This is a genomic window from Candidatus Nanopelagicales bacterium (assembly GCA_037045355.1).
In the GTDB taxonomy this organism is placed as follows: Bacteria; Actinomycetota; Actinomycetes; order S36-B12.
In genome coordinates this window covers 18,785-41,032 of sequence record JBAOHO010000022.1, presented here as the reverse complement: position 1 = coordinate 41,032, position 22,248 = coordinate 18,785, and the positions used below count along the sequence as shown (strand labels likewise).

Genomic DNA, 22,248 nt, shown 5'->3' with positions numbered 1-22,248 from the left:
ATCAATCAGCGGGTGACCTCCGACTGGTGGCCGACGATGCCCACCGCGTCGACGCGTCTGCGGTCAGCGGGCGGTGCGTCGGTAGGTATTGATCAGTCGTACTGCGGCGGTACCCGCTCTGGTGCCGGCTCCGCTGCCGGAGCGATTCGGTGCCGGTTCGTCGGCGGGCGTCTGGACCATCACCGGTTGTGCTGGTTCGGCGTCGATGACGCGAGCAGTGGTCGCTTCGCCCGTCAGGTCGACAACGTCGTCCTGCTCGGCGGCTCGGATGCCGCGGTAGACGGCTGTCGCGGTGCGGGTAATGGCGGCGGTGTTGCCGGCGACGCCGCGTTCCTTGGTCTGCTCCCACACGCGTTGCCCGCGGCGGTAGGCGTAGATGCCACCGACGGCGCCGATCCCCACCCAGACGAGCCTGCTCATCCTGTCCCCTTCGTCGCGGGTCGGTTCCCGGTCATCGGTCGGTTCCCGGTCATCGGTCGGTTCCCGGTCATCGGTCGGTCCCCGGTCATCGGTCGGTCCCCGGTCACCGAAGGGTTCAGTATGCCAGCGATATCCAGTGAGACCGTCATTCGTCACCCGGAAGCGCCACCCGGAAGCGCCACCCGGAAGCGCCACCCGGGAGCGACACCCAGAAGCGGCACCCAGAAGCGGCACCGGGAGCGCCACCGGAAGCGACAGCCGAACAGACCCCCGGAATGAGCCGGTGTCCGCTCCTCCCGCCTCACGCAGCCTCCGAGCTCAAGGCGAATCAGGCTCAGCGTCGGCCGTCAGCCCTGGCCGCGTCCGGTCAAGCCTGCGCTTCGGGACGGTCGATGGTGCGCAGCCGGATGAGGCGGAAGATGATGCCGATGGCGAACACGGCCACCCCCGCCACAACAGCGGGTGCCGGCAGGGTGACGACCAGCACGGCGCATCCGATCATCCCCAGGATCTGCAGTCCCCGGGGGTAGCGGCGGTTCTGCTCATCCTGGGTCAGTGCGGCCGCGTTGGCGATCAGGTAGTACAGAAGCACGCCGAACGACGAGAATCCGATCGCTGTGCGCAGATCAGCCACCAGAACCAGGACACTCACCACCGCGGCGAGTGCGATTTCGGCGTGGTGCGGCACCCGGAAGCGCGGATGGACTGCGGCCAACCACTGCGGCAGATCGTGGTGGCGCGCCATCGCAAGACTGGTGCGACCGACACCGGCGATCAGGGCGAGCAAGGCTCCCAGCGAGGCAGCGGCGGCTCCGATCCGTACCAGAACCGCGGCCCATTCCCAGCCGACCTGCGTCACAGCCTGAGCCAGCGGTGCCGGAGTTGCGGCCATTCCCGCTGGACCGATCGCGACCAGGGTGGACACCGCCACGACGGCGTAGATGGCGATGGCCAAGAACAAGGCGACCATGATCGCCCGCGGTATCGCCCGCTGGGGATCGCGGACCTCCTCCCCCATGGTGGCGATGCGGGCGTACCCGGCGAACGCGAAGAACAACAGCCCCGCCGACTGCAGGACTCCGTACCAGCCCCCGGACCACCATTCCCAAGAACTCGGGGCCGAGGTGGAGTCCCCGAGGAAGCAGGCGACGACAACCAACGCCAGTGTGGCCAAGACGATGCCGACAATGATCCTGGTGAGTCCCGCGGTCCGCGTGACCCCGCGGTAGTTGACCGCTGCGAGGCCTATCACCGCTGCCACGGCCACCGGCTTCTCCCAGCCCGGCGGAGCCGCGTAAGCGGCGAAGGTCAACGCCATGGCCGCGCAGCTGGCTGTCTTGCCGACGACGAAGCCCCATCCGGCCAGGAAACCCCACCATGGGCCGAGGCGTTCGCGGCCGTAGATGTACGTGCCGCCCGATGTCGGGTATTGGGCTGCGAGTTGGGCGGAGGCTGAGGCGTTGCAGAAGGCCACGATCCCGGCGAGCAGGAGACCGATCAGCAGCCCGGCACCGGCGGCCGCGGCGGCCGGTGAGAACGCGGCGAAGACCCCGGCGCCGATCATTGAGCCCAGCCCGATCACGATCGCGTCACCCGTCGACAGTCGACGCGCCAACTGCGGGCCGGTCACAGGGCTGCTCCTCGGTCGCGCAAGATCTCGCCTGTCACTTCCTGGTCCACAGACGCCGCGCACCTGCTTGCCGCTGCGGGGGAGGTCTTCTGATGACGCCGTCGCACTGGATTCGTCACTCGAGGCTCCCAACACCCGGAAGCACTAGGCGCCATCATTCGGCTGCACCGCCCGCACGATGTCACGCAGTCGTTCGGCTGCGCTCGCAGCGCGGTCTTCGGCTCCGTGTCGAGTGGGCTGGTAGTAGGAGCGGCGCAGAACCGCGTCAGGGGCGTACTGCTGAGCCACCACACCGTCAGGGTGATCGTGGGGGTACGTGTAGCCGCGACCGGCACCTTCCATGCGGGCACCTTTGGTGCTGGCGTCGCGGAGGGCGGGCGGCACCGGCCCGGTGCGTCCCGAGCGGACATCGTCGAGCGCGGCGGTGATGGCCCGTTTGACCGCGTTGGACTTCGGTGCCAGCGACATGTGGATGACAGCGTGGGCCAGCGGGTACGCGGACTCGGGCAGTCCGATGAACGACACGGCGTCGTGCGCTGCAGTCGCCACCAGCAGCGACGTGTGGTCGGCCAGTCCGATGTCCTCACTGGCCAGGATCACCAGACGTCGTGTGATGAACCGAGGATCCTCGCCGGCGGCGATCATGATCGCGAGATAGTGCAAGGCGGCGTCGACATCACTGCCCCTGATGGATTTGATCAATGCGCTCGTGACGTCGTAGTGGCGGTCCCCAGCGCGGTCGTAGCGTGGCGCCGCCTGCTGAACGGCGGTCTCGACGTCCGGAAGCTCGACCGCCTGTCGCCCCCCGGCGGCGACCTCGAGCAGTGTGAGCGCGCGGCGGGCATCACCCCCGCTCATCCGCACGATCAGATCACGGGCGTCCGGACTCACCGACACCGAGCCCCCGAGCCCACGGGTGTCCGTCAAAGCCCGATCGACCACGATCTGCAGGTCCTCGGATTCCAGCGGCCGCAGCGGCACCAGGATCGAACGACTCAGTAGGGCGGGAATGACCGCGAAGGAGGGATTCTCCGTCGTCGCCCCCACCAACGTCACCCACCCGTTCTCGACGGCTGGGAGCAGGGCGTCCTGCTGGGTCTTGCTGAAACGGTGCACCTCGTCGATGAACAGCACGGTGGTGCGGCCGTGCAGCTCTTGATCGCTGCGGGCGGTGTCGATGACTGCCCGGACGTCCTTGATCGTCGCCGACACAGCGGACAGTTCCCGGAACGCCGATCCCCTGCCTGCCGCGATCAGCCGCGCGAGAGTGGTCTTGCCGGTCCCCGGTGGCCCCCACAGGATCACTGAGGTACCCGGCCCGCCCTCCAGCAGTTTCGCCAGCGGGGTCCCCGGCCCGATCACGTGTTGCTGACCCACGACCTCGTTCAGGGAATCGGGGCGCATCCGCGCAGCGAGCGGGGCCCGAGCAGGATCCGCGAACAGGCTGTCGGTCATTGGGTCAGCCTACGAGCCAGGTCTGGCGCCGGGCCGGACCGCGCGGCGATCTGGTCCCTGCCGAGACCCCGGGACGGCCCGAACGACCGCTGTGGACCGCAGTTGGCGGGGCAGTGCGGCCGGGCCGTGCAGTCAGGGCCACCTACCTCGCCACATCCGGCGACATCTGCGCACCGAATGGCGGGCTCGCGTCCATCCGTGCGCCAGTAGGTCGATGACCAGCCAGTTCGCTACTCGGGCCCGGAGCCGGAAATGGCCGAGGGGTAGCGGGCCCACGACTGTCGACGAGAAGGCCGAGGGCCGTGTCACACGCGACCTTGCCGACCGATTGCCGCGAACCCGCCAACCGAGGACGCGATGTCGCCGGATGTGGCGACATCGCTGGGGTCGACCCGAAGGTGCTGGGTCGGCACCGCGACATCCCGGGCTCTGGCACCCTGAAGGTGCTGGGGTCGGCACCCACAAAGCTGCGCGGGGCCCCGTTCGGCTGCCCGTACCGTCTTCCGCTGCCGTCACCTGCGCGGAGGGGGTCCTTCAGTTGCGCATGCGGTCCGGGATGACCTCGCGGCCGGGGAAGTTGCCCGGCGGGGCCTGATCTTCGTCATCGGGGACGACGTCGATGCCGGACTCGGCGCGCTGGGCCATCGTGATGGGCGCGGGGGCGCCGGTCAGGGGATCCTGGCCCCCGCCGGTCTTGGGGAACGCGATGACATCGCGCAGGCTGGTGGCGCCTGCGAGCAGCATGCAGATGCGGTCCCAGCCGAAGGCGATGCCGCCATGCGGTGGGGGGCCGTAGCGGAACGCCTCGAGCAGGAACCCGAACTTCTCGTTAGCGTCGTGCTCGGAGAGGCCGAGGATCCGGAACACCTTCTGCTGAACGTCGCGCTGGTGGATACGAATAGAACCGCCACCGATCTCGTTGCCGTTGCACACCAGGTCGTAGGCCCAGGCGAGCGCGGAGCCGGGCGATTCCTCGAACCGCGGCAGCCACTCCGCATTCGGCGAAGTGAAGGGGTGATGCACAGCTGTCCAGGCCTGGCCGCCCTTGCCGTCGTCGATCAGTTCGAACATAGGCGCGTCGACCACCCACACGAAGTCCCACGACTCCTCCGGGATCAGCTGAAGACGGTCGGCAATCTCGAGTCGGGCTGCGCCGAGCAGTGCCCGGGCCTGGCTGCGGGGCCCAGCGGCGAAGAAGACGCAGTCCCCGGGCTGAGCGCCGGCCGCGCGGGCCAACTCGGAGCGTTCCTGATCGCTGATGTTCTTCGCGACCGGCCCACCGAGTTCGCCGTCCTCGCCGACCGTGACGTAGGCAAGCCCCCGCGCACCACGCTGCTTGGCCCACTCCTGCCAGGCGTCGAAGGTACGCCGGGGCTGCGAAGCCCCTCCGGGCATCACGACCGCGCCCACGTGTTCGGCCTGGAACACCCGGAACGGAGTCGCACCGAAGAAGTCCGTGAGGTCGACGAGTTCCAGATCGAACCGGGTGTCCGGCTTGTCTGTGCCGTAGCGGGCCATGGCCTCGGCGTAGGTGATGGTGGGGATCTCACGGATCTCGTGGCCGATGGTGTCGCGCCACAACGCCCGCACGATGTCCTCGCCGACCTGCATGACGTCGCGCTGGTCGACGAACGACATCTCGATGTCCAACTGGGTGAACTCGGGTTGCCGGTCGGCGCGGAAATCCTCGTCGCGGTAGCAACGCGCGATCTGGTAGTACCGCTCGATTCCGGAGACCATCAGCAACTGCTTGAACAGTTGCGGTGACTGGGGCAGGGCGTACCAGTGCCCCGGGGACAAACGGGCCGGCACCAGGAAGTCGCGCGCACCTTCGGGTGTGGAGCGAGTCAACGTCGGAGTCTCGACCTCGATGAATCGTTGCGCGTGCAGAACCTCGCGGGCGATCCGGTTGACCTCGCTGCGCATGCGCAGGGCCGCGGCAGGGCCGGAGCGGCGCAGATCGAGGTACCGCCAGCGCAGGCGAGCCTCCTCGCTGACGTCGACGTGCTCATCGATGGGGAACGGCAGGGCGTCGGCCTCGCTCAGCACCCCCACGGCGTCGGCGACGACCTCGATGGCGCCTGACGGCAGGGCCGGGTTCTCGTTGCCTGGTGGCCGCCGCTCCACGCGACCGATGACCCGCAGGCAGAACTCCGAGCGCAGGGGGTGAGCGACGTCGGGGTCGCGCACGACCACCTGCACCACACCGGAGGCGTCCCGCAGGTCCAGAAAGGCGATTCCTCCGTGGTCACGGCGGCGGGCGATCCATCCTGTCAGGGTCACCTCGTGGCCGATGGCGTCCTCGTTGAGGGTGCCCGCCTCATGCGTGCGCAACATCAGTGCTGTCCTTCCGGTTCGCTGGCCCGTTCTGCTGACTTCTCGGCACGGGATGACTCGCTGGACGTGTCACCGACTGCCTTCGCTGGCTCTTTCACGCGAGTGCCTTCGCTGGGTGCTTCATCGCGTGCTCACTCCCGGCCGCCGACAATGCTGGTCCCGACATCGGCGACGGGAACATGACGCTGGTGACCATCACGCAGGTCCTTGAGTTGGACGTTTCCTGCCGCGACCTCGTCGTCGCCCATGATCAGCGCCCAGCGGGCTCCGCTGCGGTCCGCGGCCTTCATGGCTCCTTTGAGACCTCGCCCGCCGAAGGCACTCGTGGTGGCCACCCCAGCGTCGCGCAGCGCCTCGATCACCGGGATCGCGGCGTCTTCCGCGGCCGGGCCGAGAGCCACCACGAATACGTCGACCCCAGGCTGCGCCAAGGGGGGCAAGCCTTCGGCCTCGCGGGCGAGGAGCGTGCGATCGGTGCCCAGTCCGAAGCCAATTCCGGACAGGGCAGGCCCACCGAGCACCTCCATGAGTCCGTCGTATCGGCCACCACCGCCGATGCCGGACTGCGCCCCGAGCAGCGGATGCGAGAACTCGAAGGTGGTCCGGGTGTAGTAGTCGAGACCGCGGACCAGGCGCGGCGCCTCGGACCATGTCACGCCCATGAGCGACAGAAAATGCCGGACCTGGTCGTAGTGGGACCGACACTCCTCACACAGGTGGTCGACCATCAGCGGCGCGTCGCCCAACTGGTCTTGCACCGATGCACGCTTGTCATCGAGGACCCGCAGCGGATTGACCTGGGCGCGCACGCGGGTCTCCTCGTCGAGATCCAGCGTCTGCAGGAACTCGGTCAGCAAGGCACGGTAGGCCGGTCGACACGACGCGCAGCCCAGCGAGGTCAACAGCAGCTCGTACTGGGTCAGTCCGCACGCCCGGAATCCGCGATCAGCCAGGGCCACGACCTCGGCGTCGAGGCGCGGATCATCCGACCCGATGGCCTCGACCCCGACCTGCTGCAGCTGTCGGTAGCGACCCTTCTGGGGTCGTTCCGCGCGGAAGAACGGCCCGGCGTAGTAGACCTTCACCGGCAGTTGACCGCGGAAGAGGTTGTGTTCGATGACCGACCGCATGACTCCGGCCGTACCTTCCGGACGCAGCGAGAGCGATCGGCCGCCCCGGTCCTCGAAGGTGTACATCTCCTTGCTCACAACGTCGGTGGACTCCCCCACCCCTCGCGTGAACACGGCGGTGTCCTCGAAGACAGGCAACTCGATGTAGCCGTAGCCGGCGAGTTCGGCCGGCCGAGTCAACGCCTGCCGCACGGCCAGGAACTCGGCGGACTGAGGCGGCACGTACTCGGGGACGCCCTTCGGGGCCTGGAGGCGGTTGCTCACATTCCCCTCCTTGGAGGAAGCGGCCCTCTCCCTGAGGGACGCTGCCCTCTCCCTGAGGGACGCTGCCCTCTCCCTGAGGGACGCTGCCCGCTCCCTGGGGGACGCTGTCCGCCCCCTGGGGGACGCTGCCCTCCCTCTGGGGGACGCAGCATCTGCTCGGACGTGATCTCCAGCAGGAAGGGGTTGGTGGCCCGCTCACGCCCGATGGTGGTCTGGCCACCGTGACCCGGGAGAACGACGGTGTCGTCGTCCATCGGCAGGACCACATCGCGCAGCGAGCGCAGCATCGCGGAATGGTCGCCACCCGGAAGGTCAGTACGACCGATCGAGCCTTCGAACAACACGTCTCCACTGAACAGCAGAGGCGGGACGTCGTCAGTCGCGGCATGGCGATACATGACACTGCCGGGCGTGTGCCCTGGGGCGTGGTCGGTGTCCACGGTCATGCCCGCCAACTCCAGCCGTTCGCCATCAGTGAGCAACTTGATGTCATCCGGCTCCAACTGGAGCTCACCGTCGGGTACCAATTGGCGGAGCATGTGGCGCATGTCGGGCCCCAGTGACTGGGCCGGATCGGAGAGCATCATCTCGTCATCCGGGTGGATGAACGCGGGAATCCCATAACCGTCCGCCACCGGCACCACGCTCCAGGTGTGATCGAGGTGACCGTGGGTGAGCAGGACAGCGATGGGGCGCAACTTGTTGTCGGCGAGAATCTCCTTGAGCGGGTCCACCGAACCCATCCCGGGGTCGATGACGATGCACTCGCTGTTCCGGCCCGGGGCCACGACGAAACAGTTGGTGCCCCACGGTCCGGCAGGGAATCCGGTGACGAACAACAGAGCTCCTTCAGGCGACGCAGGGACCATTCTGCCCTGGCTACGCCTCGGGGGTGCACCACCGTACACTCACTGAGGGAAACAGCGGAGGAGCCATGGCCAGTAGCAACCAGCGGCAGCGTCAACTGGCGCGGGAGAAGCACCTGCGCCAGCAAGCCAGACGTGAGCAGAAGAACACCAAACAGGACCGCACCAAGATCATCGCGATCGTCTTGATCATCGCCATGGTCCTGCTCACCACCGGCGGGTTCATCCTCGGCCGGATCTTCTCCTGAGGTCTGCGGTGGACGGCAATTCCTCGGGGCGGATCGCCGACGACGGCACGGTCTACGTGACCATGCCGGATGGGTCAGAGCGAGCCGTCGGTCAGTGGGCAGCGGGAGATCCCGAGGCCGGGCTGGCGTATTACCGGCGCCGCTACGAGGATCTGGTGGTCGAACTCGACCTGATGAGCAAGCGCCTGAAGAACGGGAACGCCAGCCCGCAACAGGCGCTCGCGGTCGTCGAAAAGGTCCGCGAGGCTCTGCCTGAACCCGTCTTCGTGGGTGACATCGCCGCGCTCGAGACGAAGGCCGCTGCCCTCGTCGAGGCAGCTGAAGCCCGCCGTGCTGTCATCGCCGAGGAGAAGAAGGCCGCGCGTGAGGCAGCGGCAGCCCGACGCATTGAGATCGCCGACGAAGCCGAGCGGCTCGGGAAATCCACCCAATGGAAGGCCACCGGGCAGCGTTTCCGCGATCTGCTCGACGAATGGAAGTCACTGCCCCGGTTCGACAAGGCTGCCGAACAGGCTCAGTGGGAGCGTTTCAGTGCCGGTCGTTCGCAGTTCGACAAGGCCCGCCGGCAGCATTTCGCGGAACTCGACGCATCCCGGGCCGAGGCGGTCAAGGCCAAACAGGACTTGGTACGCCGCGCGCGAGAGTTGTCGGACTCCACCGACTGGGGGGCGACGAGCCGCGCCTACCGCGACCTGATGGCCGAGTGGAAAGCCGCCCCCCGCGCCGGTCGTGCTGACGACGACCGACTGTGGGCGGAGTTCCGGGCCGCACAGGATGTGTTCTTCAGTGCCCGTGGCGAGGCGGACTCCGAACGCAATGCCGGCGAACAGAAGAACCTCGAAGCCAAGCGGGAGATCCTCGCTCAGGCGGAGGGCCTCGTCCCGGCCGGCGACCATCGCGCCGCGCGGGCCCAACTGAGCAAACTGATGGACCAGTGGGATTCGATCGGCTACGTCCCCCGCAGCGAGAAGGCCGGACTCGAGCGCCGACTGCGGGCCGTGGAGTCGAAACTGCGCGACGCCGAGAAGGACCACTGGCGCCGGACCGACCCAGCCGCCCGTGATCGAGCCGAGCGGACCGTGGAGTCGTTCCAGGCATCGGTGGCGAAGCTGGAGAAACAACTCGCGACCGCCCAGGAGTCAGGTGACGCCCGCAAGATCGCCGACGCCGAGAAGTCGCTGGAGTCGAGCCGGGCATTGTTGGCCGCAGCCGAATCAGCGCTCGCCGAGTACTCGTCTTCCTGAGGCGGGCTCAGCACGGACGGCTGGTTCACACGCGGTAGGCGTCGAACACTCCTTCGACCCCGCGCACGGCGCGCAGCACTGCGCCCAGGTGTTGGGGTTCGGCCATCTCGAACGAGAACCGACTGATCGCGATGCGGTCCTTGTTGGTCGCCACTGACGCGCTCAGGATGTTGACGTGATGGTCGCTCAGAGCGCGGGTGACATCGGACAGCAGGCCGGCGCGGTCCAACGCCTCGACCTGGATGTTGACCAGGAACACGCTCGACTGGTTCGGGGCCCATTCGACGTCGACGATGCGGTTCTCCTGCTGGGCGAGTTGGCCGGCGTTGATGCAGTCCTTGCGGTGCACTGAGACACCCGAGCCGCGGGTGACGAACCCCATGATGTCGTCGCCGGGCACCGGAGTGCAGCAGCGGGCGAGCTTGACCCACACGTCCGGTTGTCCCTGGACGACGATGCCGGGGTCGCCGGTGGGCTTCTTGTGGGCCCGGTGCGCGACGGGTTGATCCTCGGTGACGTCCTCGACGCCGCCACTGAGGGCGACGAGCCGTTCGACCACTGATTCCGCGGACATTCGGCTCTCGCCGATCTCGGCGTACAAGGCGCTGCACGTCGGCGAGCCGCAGGTCGGTGGCCACACTGCCGAGCGACTCGGCGCTGAGCAGCTTCTTCAGCGGCAGCCCGCGCTTGCGGACCGTCTTGTTGAGGCGGTCCTTGCCCCGCTCGATGGCCTCCTCGCGGCGCTCCTTGGAGAACCAGGCCTTGATCTTGGTCCTGGCGCGGGGGCTCTTGACGAACTGCAGCCAGTCCTGGCTGGGGCCGCTGTTCTCGTCCTTGCTGGTGAAGATCTCGACGGTGTCGCCGTTGGACAGCTTGGATTCCAGCGGGACGAGGCGACCGTTGACGCGCGCACCCACACAACGATGGCCGACCTCGGTGTGCACGGAGTAGGCGAAGTCGACCGGCGTGGCCCCGGCGGGCAACGCGATGATGTCGCCCTGCGGGGTGAAGACGAACACCTCGGTGGAGTTGAGGTCATACCGCAGTGAGTCCATGAACTCGTCGGGGTCCTCGGTCTCACGCTGCCACTCGAGTAGTTGCCGCACCCAGGCGAGGTCGTCCGGGCCGCTCTTGTCGCCGACGGCGCCGTTCTTGTAGCGCCAGTGCGCGGCGACACCGAACTCCGCGGCCCGGTGCATCTGCTGGGTGCGGATCTGCAGTTCGACGGGCTTGCCCTCGGGTCCGATGACGGTGGTGTGCAGCGACTGGTACATGTTGTACTTCGGCATCGCGATGTAGTCCTTGAACCGTCCCGGGACCGGACTCCAACGGGCGTGGACGACGCCCAGCGCGGCGTAGCAGTCGCGCACGTTGTCGACGAGGATCCGCACCCCGACGAGGTCATAGATGTCGTTGAAGTCGCGGCCGCGCACGACCATCTTCTGGTAGATCGAGTAGTAGTGCTTGGGTCGCCCGGTCACGACCGTTCGCAGTTTCGCCTGCCGTAGATCGCTGTTGAGTTCCTCGATCACCTTGTTGAGATGCTGGTCCCGGGCGGGCGCCCGCTGCGTGACCAGGTGGACGATTTCTTCGTAGACCTTGGGCTGGAGCGCCGCGAATGACAGGTCCTCGAGCTCCCACTTGATCGTGTTCATGCCCAGGCGATGGGCCAGCGGAGCGTAGATCTCCAGGGTCTCCGAGGCCTTGCGTCGCTGTTTGACCGTCGGCAGCCAGCCGATGGTGCGCATGTTGTGCAGACGGTCGGCCAGTTTGATCACCAGGACGCGGATGTCGCGGGCCATGGCGACGACCATCTTGCGCACGGTTTCAGCGGCAGAGGCCTGACCGTAGGTGACCCGGTCGAGTTTGGTGACACCGTCGACCAGACGTCCGACCTCGTCGCCGAAGTCGGCGGTGAGTTTCTCCAACGAGTACTCGGTGTCCTCGACGGTGTCGTGCAGCAGTGCCGCGGCCAACGTGGGGCCGGTCATGCCCAGCTCGGCCAGGATGGTGGCGACCGCCAGTGGGTGGGTGATGTACGGCTCCCCGGACCGTCGCAGCTGATCCTTGTGCAACAAGCGCGCGGTTTCGTAGGCGCGTTCGAGCAGCCGCAGATCGGTTCGGGGGTGGTACTGCTTGACCGTCCGGAACAAGGGCTCGAGTTCCGGGTAGCCGCTGCGGGCGCCCACGGTGATCCGGGCGAGTCGGTCGCGGAGCCGGGTGACCTGCTCGGTGGCTGCCTGAACTGACGCCACCGGGCCGAAACCGGTCGTCGACGGGCTGGTGGGCGGTGTTGTGCCGGTCGAGGTCTCCTCGGACATTGCCACCTCCCCTCAGGTCTTCAGGGATCGCTGCGCTCCCCCACGGGGCGCTGCGCTCAGTCTACGAGAGCCCGCAAGACCGCAGTGGTAGACGAACAAACGATGGTCTGACGCGACCCCGCAGCGACCGTGGGCGCTGCCCAGACTCACTGGCGCCGTTTGGAGCGGCTCTGACGTTTGGGCTGCTGTCGCACGCCTGACTCCGTGATGGTGCGCGACACACCTTTGGCGCCACCCCCCACCGCTGCCTCCTCAAGCGCCTCCTGCGCATCGTCGGACTTGCGGCGCCGCGACAGTACGCGGCGCTCAAGAGCCTGCACTTCGGGTTCTCGGTTCTTGAGTTGAACCAGGAAGGGTGTGGCGACGAAGATCGACGAGTAGGTGCCGGCTGCCATGCCGACGAACAGCGCCAGGGCGAGGTCCTTCAACGTCCCCGCCCCGAGCAGGCCGGCGCCCACGAACAGGATGGCAGCCACCGGTAGCAGCGCCACGATGGACGTGTTGATGGATCGGATCAGGGTCTGGTTGATGGCCAGGTTGGCGGCCTCGGAGTAGGTCAGGCGGCTCTGGCCGAGGATGCCCTGGGTGTTCTCCTTGACCTTGTCGAACACCACGACGGTGTCGTAGAGCGAGTAACCGAGGATCGTGAGCAGACCGATGGCTGTCGCCGGGGTGACCTCGAAGCCGAGGATCGAGTACACGCCGATCGTGATGATGAGGTCGTGGGCCAGCGCCACCAAGGCGGCGACCGCCATGCGCCACTCGAAGTAGATGGCCAAGAAGATGCTGACCAGGATCAGGAAGACGACGAGGCCTTGCAAGGCTTTCTTGCTGACTTCGGAGCCCCACGTCGGGCCGACGACTTGGATCTTGATGTCATTGGCGGCGACGCCGCACTCCTGGCCCAGCGCCTGGGTGAGGGTATTGCCCTGTTCGTTCGACACGGTCTCGGTCTGGACGCGCAGACTTCCGTCGCCCAACTGGGTGACGATGGCGGAGCCACCGAGATCGGTGTTGACGGTGGTGCGGACCTGCTCGACCGTGCACTGCGAGGCGGGGATCTGAAACTCGGCGCCGCCCTTGAACTCGATGCCCAGGTTGAGCCCGCGGAAGATCAACGAACCGATGGTGACGGCCAGGATGATGCCGGAGATGAGATACCAGACCTTCGTCTTGCCGACGAAGTCGTAGGAGACCTGGCCCCCGTAGAGGTTGTGGGCGACGTCGCGAATCTTGGACATCGTCAGATCACCGCTCCATCATCGGGACCGCTGCCACTGACCCCGGTCGTGACTTTGGGTTTGGCCTTCTTGCGGCGGGTGGGTTCTCGCCGGACCCCCTGCAGCGACTCGACGCCCAGGCGTTTCGGCGAAACACCCGTGAAGGCGCCGCCCTTCTGCATCCACTTCGTGTTGGCCATCAGATGTGCCACGGGGCGGGTGAACCAGAACGAGATGATGACGTCGACGACCGTGGTCATGCCCAGTGCGAACGCGAAACCACGCACGTTGCCGACGCTCAGGAAGTACAGGACGATCGCGGCGAGAATCGATACGAAGTCCGCGGCGAGCAGGGTGCGCCGCGCCCGGATCCAACCGTCGTCAGCGGCCCGACGCAGGGACTTGCCGTCGCGGATCTCGTCGCGCAGACGTTCGAAGTAGACGATGAACGAGTCAGCCGTGATGCCGATGGACACAATGGCGCCGGCGATGCCGGCCAGTGTCAGGGTGAATCCGATGGTGTTGCCGAGGACGACGAACAGGCAGTACGTCACCCACGCGGCGATGACGAGGCTGAGCACCGCCACCACACCCAGGACCCGGTAGTACAGGATCAGGTACAGACCGACCAGGATCAGGCCCATGGCGCCTGCCAGGATGCCCGCGCGCAGCTGATCGTTGCCGAGCGTCGGGGACACACTTTCGACCGACTGCTGCTCCAACGTGACCGGCAAGGCGCCGAACTTCAGCACGTTGGCGAGGTCGTTGGCTTCCTCGGCGGTGAAGTTGCCCTCGATCTGGGCCTGGCCCCCCAGGATCGGTTCCCGGAATGACGGTGCGGAGACGACGACACCGTCGAGGACGATCGCGAACTGATTGGTGGGCGGTGGCTGTGCCGAGAGTTTCTTGGAGATTTCGGCGAGCTTGCTGGCTCCCTCGCCGTTGAAGTCCAAGGTGACGACCCAGCCGCCGGCGCCCTGCTGCGGCAACTGGGCCTGCGCCGAGGCGATGTCGGTGCCCTTGATGAACGCGGGTTCGAGCGAGTACTTGGCACTGCCGTCGTTGGCGCAGGTGCCGAGCCACTTGGCCGGGTCATCGGCGGCGCCCCCGCCCTGGTTCTCGGGCAGGGTGCAGTCGAGGGCCAGTAACTCCTGCTGGAACTTGGCGTCGTCGCTGTCGGCCTGCACTATCTGCTGACCTTCGCCCTGCGGCACCTCTGCGTTGCCGCTGGCCGTGTCGGTCTGATTGTTAGAGCTGGTCTGCTTGTCTTTGTTCTTGCCCTGGGTCTGGTCCTGGTTCTGGCTGTTGTTCTGACCCGAGCCGTCGTTCTGGGCGTTCGGGTCGACGGGGGCAGGGTTGAGGATGTTGTTGACGGGTCGGAAGTTCAGCAACGCGGTGCGGCCGACGAGTTCGACAATGCGGTCCTGCGTGACCCCCGGCACGGACACGACCAGGACGGCGTCGTTGCCCGAACCCTGAATGGACACGTCTGCCTCGGCGACGCCGATGCCGTTGACGCGCTGCCGGATGATCTCGACCGACTGCTGCAACTGTTCCTCGGTGATCGTGGCGCCTTCGGTGATCGGCTGCGGGTCGAGGATGACCTGGGTGCCGCCGCGCAAGTCGAGCCCGAGTTGCGGCGTGTGAGCCTGTCCGGGCCAGAAGGCCCACACCGTGAGAGAGATCAACAGGACGGCGAGCAGACCCAGGATCCGCCAAGGGCGGTATCCGGTTGGTGCGGCCACAGACTCCTCCAGATCGCGGTGACCGACCTACCTTACCCGCCGTCGGCGGCGCCGCTGTCCAGGTCGGCGGAAAGCGCGAGTTGCGCTGGCGCGGGCACCGGGGGCGTGGCTCCCAGATGGCGCCACCCTGCTGCAGTGGCCTCTCGTCCGCGTGGGCCTCGCGTGATGAATCCCAGCCGGAGGAGGAACGGTTCGGCCACAGTTTCGACCGTCTCGCTCTCTTCCCCGACAGCCACCGCCAACGTGTTGAGCCCGACTGGTCCGCCGCCGAATCGGAGCACCAGGGCATCCAGTACGGATCGGTCGAGCCGGTCGAGGCCGAGTGCATCAACCTCGTAGAGGTCCAAGGCCGCGTGCGCCGTCGCTCGATCGACCGTGCCGTTGCCGTGCACCTGCGCATAATCGCGCACCCGCCGCAGCAGTCGATTGGCCACGCGTGGGGTGCCTCGGCTGCGGCCGGCTATCTCGGCGATGCCGTCGGTGTCGGCGCTCACGCCCAAGAGCGCCGCCGATCGGGTCAGGATGGTGCTGAGGTCGGTCTGGTCGTAGAAGTCCAGGTGGGCGGTGAACCCGAAGCGGTCACGCAACGGGCCGGGCAGCAGCCCAGCGCGCGTTGTGGCGCCGACCAGGGTGAACGGTTCCAGGTCAAGCGGGATGGCTGTCGCCCCGGGACCCTTGCCGACGATGATGTCGACACGGAAATCCTCCATGGCGATGTAGAGGAGTTCCTGCGCCGCCCGCGACGTGCGGTGGATCTCGTCGAGGAACAGGACCTCACCCGGCTGCAGGCTGGTGAGCAGAGCGGCGAGGTCGCCGGCGTGCTGCAACGCGGGCCCACTGGTGATGCGGAACGGCACTCCGAGTTCGGTGGCGATGATGGCGGCCAGCGTGGTCTTGCCGAGGCCGGGAGGACCCGACAGCAGAACGTGATCGGGCACTCGGGAACGTCCGCGGGCCGCGGTCAGCACCAAGTCGAGCTGGTCGCGCACTCGAGGCTGCCCGACGAACTCCGCCAGCGACTGCGGCCTCAGGGCGGAGTCCAGTGCTGCCTCACCCGGTTCGCGGACGGGGTCGACGAGTCGATCCCCGTCGGGGGCGACGGGGGCGGAGGGAGCGGCGGGAGTGGCGGGGGCGGAGGGAGCGGCGGGGCCATCGTGAGCGTTGGGGGTAGTCATGTGCGCTTCAACTCCCGCAGGGCTGCCTTGAGCACCTGAGCGACATCGGCATCCTCAGCGACTTCTCCGGAGACGGCCGCGACTGCTGTCTCAGCCTCGCGCTGGGACCAACCGAGGCCCATGAGGCCACTGACCACATCTCCGTTCCACTGGGGGGTACCCGTCGGAGCCGGGTCGGAGCCAGCGCCGGTGCTTGGCGGCCCCAGACGATCGCCCAACTCGAGCAGGATCCGCTGGGCACCCTTGCGTCCGATCCCAGGCACGGTCATGATCTGTCGCTCGTCTTGTTGCTGGACCGCGCGACGAAGTCCGTCGGTGGACAGTGTGGCCACCAATGCCTGGGCGGTTCGAGGGCCGATTCCGGAGACCGTCTGGACCAAGTCGAAGACTTCTCGCTCGTCGAGATCGGTGAATCCGTACAGAGTCCACGAGTCCTCGCGGACGACGAGGCTGGTGGGCACCTGGCAGGGGGTGCCGGCACTGAGCGCGGCAACCGTGGCGGGCGCGGCCTGCACGCGGATGCCGATGCCGCCGACATCGATCACGACGTGGTCTTCGGCGCGACGGTCGACGGTGCCGCGGACGTACTCGATCATGCGATCACCTCGGACAGACGGGCGGCGAGAGGTGCTCGCCACGAGTGACAGATAGCCAGAGCCAGGGCATCGGCAGCATCGGCCGGAGTGGGCTGCTCCGGAAGGCGCAGCAGCCGCATCACCATGACGGCCACCTGCTGTTTGTCGGCCCGACCACTTCCGGTGACGGCCGCCTTGACCTCGCTGGGGGTGTGCAGCGCGATGGGCAGCCCTGCCTGCGTGGCGGCGAGCAGCGCGACGGCCGCGGCCTGGGCGGTGGCCATGGCCGTGCGCGTGTTCTTCTGAGCGAACACTCGCTCCACTGCCACCACGTCGGGACGCTGCGCGGTGATGATCGCGGAGATCTCGCCGTGGACGACCGCAAGTCGCTGCCCCAGATCGTCTGCGGGACTGGAGCGGATCACCGAGTAGTCGACCAGACGGACCCGTCGCCCGGGCAAGGAGTCGACCATGCCGATCCCACATCGGGTCAATCCGGGGTCGACTCCCAGAACGCGCACGCTGCCTCCCGTGGCCCCGCGGCCGAGGCCGCAGTCGAACGTATGTTCGCACCCTAGCGCGGCCGGACCCGCTCTGCGGGCATCATCGTCACGGCGCGTCCCGCACCAGGACCGCGGGCCGACGGGGCAGTTGCCTAGGAGGGCGTCTCCTCGGGGGCAGACTCCGGAGCAGCGGTCCTCTTCTTGGCGCTCTTGGCGCGCGCGGGCTTCTTGGCCGCCGCGGGCTTCTTGGCCGCCGCGGGCTTCTTGGCCGCCGCGGGCTTCTTGGCCGCCGCGGGCTTCTTGGGATCAGCGGGTTCTTTGGTGGCCGCGCCTTTTTTCGTCGCCGCCCGGGGTTTCTTGTCCTTGGTCGCGGCCCGCTTCGCGGCACTCTTCTCCGTGGAAGTGCTCTTCTCCGTGGACGTGCTCTTCCCCGTGGACGTGCTCTTCTCCGAGGACGTGCTCTTGCCCGAGGCGGTGCCCTCGTCCCGTGGGGCCGCCGGGTCCACCGGACCAACCGGCGCGCCGGTGACGTCCGCGAAACCCGCCCGCAGATCCGTGATGAAGTCGTCGAGGTCCGGTATCGCGGCGGTATCTGCGGACACACCCACGAACGCTGTGCCGTCGTAGGTGACCATCGTGATGTTGCTCGCTGCCCCCACGGTGGGAACGAGTGGCCAGGTACCCACCACCCGACTGCCGCAGATGTAGATCGGCATGGGAGGGCCGGGAACGTTCGAGGTCGTGATGTCGCTGGCCCGCGCCACCGAGGCGAGCACGGGGACGGGCACCATCCAGGTCACGTCCGCCAGTGGGTTGGCCAACGACAGGGCCGGTTCGTCGCGCCAGCGTTTGACCTCGTCGTGCGCTGCCTTGATCCGGTCGTCGATCGAGCAACCGTTGACGGGCAACTCGAACCTCGCAATGGTCACGGCGTTGGACGCACTGCCGTCCTTGCTGGCCTTGCGCAGGCTGATCGGGAGATTGAAGCGCAGCCGCCGCGTGGGGCGGCCATGTCGATCGTGGTACTTGGCAACGCCCGTCACGACAGAGCCAAGGAACACGTCGTTGACCGTGTCGCCGCGCTTCTTTGCGGCCGAGCGCATCTGCTCGAAAGGCAACTCGAACGTGGCGAACCGGTACATGGTCGACCGGGAGCCCATCAGAGGTGACAACGCAGAATCCGGCATCGAGGCGAAGCGACCCAACGATTCGGCCATGTTGACCGCGTCGGACCACGTCGCCACAGGGTTCTTGACACTACCGATGGCCAGTTCGGCCATCACCTTGGCGCCGGAGATCGCGGCTTCGGCCACCCGGCTGATGTTGTCGGTGATGTTCGCTCGACTGATCGTCGTGACGGAGACATCGTGTCCCGTGGGCGGCGGAGGCGCCTTGGGTTCGTCAGGATTGCCTTCGGGCGTGAGCTCGAACAGGTTGGCGGCGATCAGGATCGTGCCTTGCCCGTCCGCGACCGCGTGATGCAGTTTCAAGATCAGCGCGGACCGGCCCTCCGGCAGTCCCTCCACCAGCACCGACTCCCACAACGGCCGGTCGTGATCGAAGTCCGTGAGACTCATCCGCCGGGCTTCGTTCAGCACCCCGGCCCAGCCGGCTCCCTCGGGGAGTCGGAACCGGTGCAGATGGATATCGAGGTCGAAATCCGGATCGATCGCCATCCGCGGACCCGAGACTCCGGTGGCTCCGAACAGAGGCCGTTCGCGCAACACGGGGACCAGTCGGGTCAGGCGATCGAACCGGGCGTGCAGTCGTTCCCAGTCCGGGGTCGAGTCCATCAGCGACACGGCGACGATGGACGAGCGCAGGCCCCTGTCCCCCGCGGCAGTGCGCCAAGTGGCCGCATCGAACCCGGTCATCTGTTGGCCGACGGCCCGCAGGTCGTTTGCGCTGCGTACGGCGCTGTCAAGGTCGCTCACGTCGTCTGCCTCCTCGTGCTGACGCTGGTGCCCCGGGTGGCTTCCCGGCCGCACTCAAGCGGTGATCTGCGGATTCGTCTTCCCTGCGAATAGACCCACTATTCACTCGTCATCCGCCTGGCATCTCACCGCTTCCGAACGAGAAACAAGCCATCCAGGACTCCCCCGTGACACTAGACGAGGTGATCGGTCGTTGCGACCGCATCAGCCGACGGCTTCCATTACTTCGTCCGACACATCGAAGTTCGCGTACACGTTCTGGACGTCGTCGGAATCCTCCAGGGACTCGATCAGCCGGAAGGTCTTGCGCGCGGCCTCTTCGTCGAGCGCGACGGTGACGCTGGGCAGGAACGTCGCTTCCGCCGAGTCGTAGTCGATCCCGGCTTTCTGCAGGGCGGTGCGAACCGCGACGACATCGGAGGCCTCGCTGACGATCTCCCAGGATTCCTCGAGGTCGTTGACCTCCTCCGCGCCGGCCTCGAGCACCGCATCGAGGATCTCGTCCTCACCGGCGGCATCGCGCGACACGATCACAACCCCCCGCCGGGCGAACAAGTAGGACACTGAACCGGGGTCGGCCATGGAACCACCGTTGCGGGTCATCGCGGTCCGGACTTCGCCCGCTGCCCGATTGCGGTTGTCGGTCAGACACTCGATAAGCACGGCGACGCCGGCCGGACCATATCCCTCGTACATGATCGTTTCGTAGTGCGCGCCGCCCGCCTCGGCACCCGACCCCCGCTTGACCGCGCGGTCGATGTTGTCGTTGGGGACCGAGTTCTTCTTGGCCTTCTGGATCGCGTCGTAGAGGGTCGGGTTGCCGGCAGGATCGCCACCGCCCTGGCGGGCGGCCACTTCGACGTTCTTGATGAGCTTGGCGAAGAGTTTGCCCCGCTTGGCGTCGACCACGGCCTTCTTGTGCTTGGTGGTCGCCCATTTGGAATGCCCCGACATACATCGCCTCCCTAGTGCCCTGGGTCAGTGCCCCGAGCTTGTGCCTCGAATCGTCAGATCATCGTGCGGAACAACCGGTGCAGGCGGTCGTCGGACGTCAACTCCGGGTGGAACGAGGTCGCCAGCACCGGCCCCTGCCGAACGGCCACGATCCTATCCGCTGTGACACCGGAACGATCCGGTCGAGAGATGGTGCCGAGGATCTCGACGTCCGGTCCCGCGGATTCGACCCACGGAGCCCGGATGAAGACCGCCGGGAAATCCGGCTCACCGATTACCGGGATCGGGACCGGTTGTTCGAAGGATTCGACCTGGCGCCCGAAGGCGTTACGGCGCACCGTCAGGTCGAGTCCACCGAACTGGCGCTGATCGGTGCGACCGTCCAACAACCGATCTGCCAGCATGATCAACCCCGCGCAGGTGCCGAAGGTGGGCATCCCTCGGGCGACCCGTTCGGAGACGGGGTCGAGCATGTGGAGGTCGATCGCCAGACGCGACATGGTCGTCGACTCTCCGCCCGGGATCACCAGAGCATCGACGGTGTCGAGCTCGTCGGAGGTGCGGACCGTTCGTGCCGTGATCGACAACGAACGCAGGATCCCCAAGTGTTCGCGAAAGGCTCCCTGGAGCGCCAGGACCCCGACCAATGGGTCCGGGGTCACCAGCCGCGCTCGGCTAGGCGGTGATCGACCGGCAGTTCCTCGACATTGATGCCGACCATGGCCTCGCCGAGGCCGCGGGAGACCTTGGCCAGGACATCGGGATTGTCGTAGTGGGTGGTCGCCTGCACGATGGCGTGTGCGCGCTGTGCGGGGTTGCCGGACTTGAAGATCCCGGATCCCACGAAGACGCCGTCGGCGCCGAGCTGCATCATCATCGCCGCATCGGCGGGAGTCGCGATGCCACCTGCGGTGAACATCACAACCGGCAGGGACTTGGCCTCGGCCACTTCGACGACCAGATCGTAGGGCGCCTGCAGTTCCTTGGCGGCCACGTACAGCTCGTCGGGCGACATGGCGGACAGGCGATTGATCTCGGCGCGAATGGTGCGCATGTGCGTGGTGGCGTTGGAGACGTCGCCTGTGCCCGCTTCGCCCTTGCTGCGGATCATCGCAGCACCTTCGGTGATGCGGCGCAACGCCTCACCGAGGTTGGTGGCCCCGCACACGAACGGCACGGTGAACTGCCACTTGTCGATGTGATTGGCGTAGTCGGCCGGAGTGAGGACCTCAGACTCGTCGATGTAGTCCACCCCGAGCGACTGCAGGATCTGAGCCTCGACGAAGTGTCCGATCCGGGCCTTGGCCATGACGGGGATGGAGACGGTCTCGATGATGCCGTCGATCATGTCGGGGTCGCTCATGCGGGACACGCCGCCTTGTGCCCTGATATCCGCCGGCACCCGTTCCAGGGCCATCACCGCCACTGCACCGGAGTCCTCGGCGATTCGGGCCTGTTCGGGGGTGACGACGTCCATGATCACGCCGCCCTTGAGCATCTCAGCCATACCGCGCTTGACGCGGTCGGTGCCGACGGCAGGGGTGGTCTGGGACTCGGCCATTGCGGTTACCTCCACTGAACGGATCACACCGGATCCGGGTGACCCATCGTAGGCCGTTTCGACACGACTCCCCAACCCATCGCGCAGCGGTCAGCGGATGCCGAAGCCCGCTGGGGGGGTGTCGTCCATCTCGAAGGTCTGGGGCCAGGGCGTGTGCCCGGCCAGCCGGAACACCCGCACGAACCACTGGTACCGCACGTCCCGACAGGCACGAACCGCGTCGTTGAGGAAGCGGCGAGACAGTTCGACCCGGCGAGTGGTGCTCTCCAGATCGACCATCAAGTCCTGGCCGCCAGGCACCGAGGCCAGTTCGGTGACAGATTCCGGATCGTCGAACGCGGCACCGAGAACCTGCGTCAGGTTGGACTCCGCGAGGCTTCGTTCGAGTTCGTTGTCCGGCGGGACGCGACGGACCTCGTGGGCAGCGTCAGAGATCACGGCAGCTGCCACCGGGTCCGGCATTCCGGCGGCTGATACTTCCGCGGCCACGGACGCCCGCTCGAGTAGGGCGCGGTCCAAGGCGATTCGCCCGGCGTCGACCCTGCGGTGCAGCCGATCGAGTCGACCGGCCGTCGATGACAGGTACCAGAAAGCCACCGCGAAGGCGATAGCGACCACGATCCATACCCACCAACTCATACGCGGACCTCAGCCGAGACGTTCCCG

General features: G+C 67.1%; 18 protein-coding genes and 1 pseudogene. 2 read left to right on the top strand and 17 right to left on the bottom strand.

The genetic code is table 11. From position 1 onward, the window contains the following. Positions 1-63: 63 nt before the first annotated feature. The 6 genes from V9E98_12195 to V9E98_12170 all read right to left on the bottom strand — a co-directional run bounded on the left by V9E98_12195 (position 64) and on the right by V9E98_12170 (position 8,075). Positions 64-420, bottom strand: coding sequence for a hypothetical protein (locus V9E98_12195; protein ID MEI2717725.1), 357 nt, complete (start codon positions 418-420; stop codon positions 64-66). Positions 421-787: 367 nt separating this feature from the next. Then, a complete protein-coding gene (locus tag V9E98_12190; protein MEI2717724.1) occupies positions 788-2,050 on the bottom strand; it encodes an APC family permease in 1,263 nt (420 codons plus the stop codon). Between the two features lie 144 nt (positions 2,051-2,194). Next, positions 2,195-3,505 carry a replication-associated recombination protein A gene (locus tag V9E98_12185; GenBank protein MEI2717723.1) on the bottom strand — a complete coding sequence of 437 codons (1,311 nt, stop codon included), beginning with the start codon at positions 3,503-3,505 and terminating at the stop codon, positions 2,195-2,197. A 534-nt stretch (positions 3,506-4,039) separates the two neighbouring features. Further along, positions 4,040-5,842 carry an aspartate--tRNA ligase gene (gene aspS / locus V9E98_12180; GenBank protein MEI2717722.1) on the bottom strand — a complete coding sequence of 601 codons (1,803 nt, stop codon included), beginning with the start codon at positions 5,840-5,842 and terminating at the stop codon, positions 4,040-4,042. A gap of 131 nt (positions 5,843-5,973) precedes the next feature. Further along, positions 5,974-7,236, bottom strand: coding sequence for a histidine--tRNA ligase (gene hisS / locus V9E98_12175; protein ID MEI2717721.1), 1,263 nt, complete (start codon positions 7,234-7,236; stop codon positions 5,974-5,976). Then, the gene (locus V9E98_12170) at positions 7,233-8,075 is read right to left on the bottom strand and encodes an MBL fold metallo-hydrolase (protein ID MEI2717720.1); all 843 of its coding nucleotides are present in this window, start codon (positions 8,073-8,075) and stop codon (positions 7,233-7,235) included. Before V9E98_12170 ends, hisS begins: the two co-directional genes overlap by 4 nt. A 95-nt stretch (positions 8,076-8,170) precedes the next feature. Between V9E98_12170 and V9E98_12165 the strand changes: the two genes are divergently transcribed. Continuing rightward, complete coding sequence (locus V9E98_12165; GenBank protein ID MEI2717719.1) at positions 8,171-8,350, top strand: hypothetical protein; 180 nt, start codon at positions 8,171-8,173, stop codon at positions 8,348-8,350. Positions 8,351-8,412: 62 nt separating this feature from the next. Next, positions 8,413-9,252 (top strand): annotated as a pseudogene (locus V9E98_12160) (DUF349 domain-containing protein). A 47-nt stretch (positions 9,253-9,299) separates the two neighbouring features. Here V9E98_12160 and V9E98_12155 read toward each other — a convergent pair. The 11 genes from V9E98_12155 to V9E98_12105 all read right to left on the bottom strand — a co-directional run bounded on the left by V9E98_12155 (position 9,300) and on the right by V9E98_12105 (position 22,221). Continuing rightward, positions 9,300-11,915 carry a bifunctional (p)ppGpp synthetase/guanosine-3',5'-bis(diphosphate) 3'-pyrophosphohydrolase gene (locus V9E98_12155; GenBank protein ID MEI2717718.1) on the bottom strand — a complete coding sequence of 872 codons (2,616 nt, stop codon included), beginning with the start codon at positions 11,913-11,915 and terminating at the stop codon, positions 9,300-9,302. Between the two features lie 146 nt (positions 11,916-12,061). Next, complete coding sequence (secF, locus tag V9E98_12150) at positions 12,062-13,156, bottom strand: protein translocase subunit SecF (protein MEI2717717.1); 1,095 nt, start codon at positions 13,154-13,156, stop codon at positions 12,062-12,064. Between the two features lie 2 nt (positions 13,157-13,158). Next, complete coding sequence (gene secD, locus V9E98_12145) at positions 13,159-14,880, bottom strand: protein translocase subunit SecD (GenBank protein ID MEI2717716.1); 1,722 nt, start codon at positions 14,878-14,880, stop codon at positions 13,159-13,161. Positions 14,881-14,912: 32 nt separating this feature from the next. Next, positions 14,913-16,055: a Holliday junction branch migration DNA helicase RuvB gene (gene ruvB / locus V9E98_12140; GenBank protein MEI2717715.1), complete on the bottom strand. Its 1,143-nt coding sequence runs from the start codon at positions 16,053-16,055 to the stop codon at positions 14,913-14,915. Next, positions 16,052-16,651, bottom strand: a complete 600-nt coding sequence (gene ruvA, locus V9E98_12135; protein MEI2717714.1) for a Holliday junction branch migration protein RuvA — start codon at positions 16,649-16,651, stop codon at positions 16,052-16,054. The genes ruvB and ruvA overlap by 4 nt, the downstream gene beginning before the upstream one ends. Then, on the bottom strand, positions 16,648-17,151 hold the full coding sequence (gene ruvC / locus V9E98_12130; GenBank protein MEI2717713.1) for a crossover junction endodeoxyribonuclease RuvC: 504 nt from the start codon (positions 17,149-17,151) through the stop codon (positions 16,648-16,650). The genes ruvA and ruvC overlap by 4 nt, the downstream gene beginning before the upstream one ends. A 134-nt stretch (positions 17,152-17,285) precedes the next feature. Then, positions 17,286-19,067: a wax ester/triacylglycerol synthase domain-containing protein gene (locus tag V9E98_12125; protein MEI2717712.1), complete on the bottom strand. Its 1,782-nt coding sequence runs from the start codon at positions 19,065-19,067 to the stop codon at positions 17,286-17,288. A 204-nt stretch (positions 19,068-19,271) separates the two neighbouring features. After that, entirely contained in the window at positions 19,272-20,021 is a 750-nt protein-coding gene (locus V9E98_12120; protein ID MEI2717711.1) for a YebC/PmpR family DNA-binding transcriptional regulator, read from the bottom strand. A gap of 53 nt (positions 20,022-20,074) precedes the next feature. After that, positions 20,075-20,683 carry a pyridoxal 5'-phosphate synthase glutaminase subunit PdxT gene (gene pdxT / locus V9E98_12115; protein MEI2717710.1) on the bottom strand — a complete coding sequence of 203 codons (609 nt, stop codon included), beginning with the start codon at positions 20,681-20,683 and terminating at the stop codon, positions 20,075-20,077. Next, on the bottom strand, positions 20,680-21,582 hold the full coding sequence (pdxS, locus tag V9E98_12110; protein ID MEI2717709.1) for a pyridoxal 5'-phosphate synthase lyase subunit PdxS: 903 nt from the start codon (positions 21,580-21,582) through the stop codon (positions 20,680-20,682). The genes pdxT and pdxS overlap by 4 nt, the downstream gene beginning before the upstream one ends. A 90-nt stretch (positions 21,583-21,672) precedes the next feature. Next, on the bottom strand, positions 21,673-22,221 hold the full coding sequence (locus V9E98_12105) for a hypothetical protein (GenBank protein MEI2717708.1): 549 nt from the start codon (positions 22,219-22,221) through the stop codon (positions 21,673-21,675). Positions 22,222-22,248 lie beyond the last annotated feature (27 nt).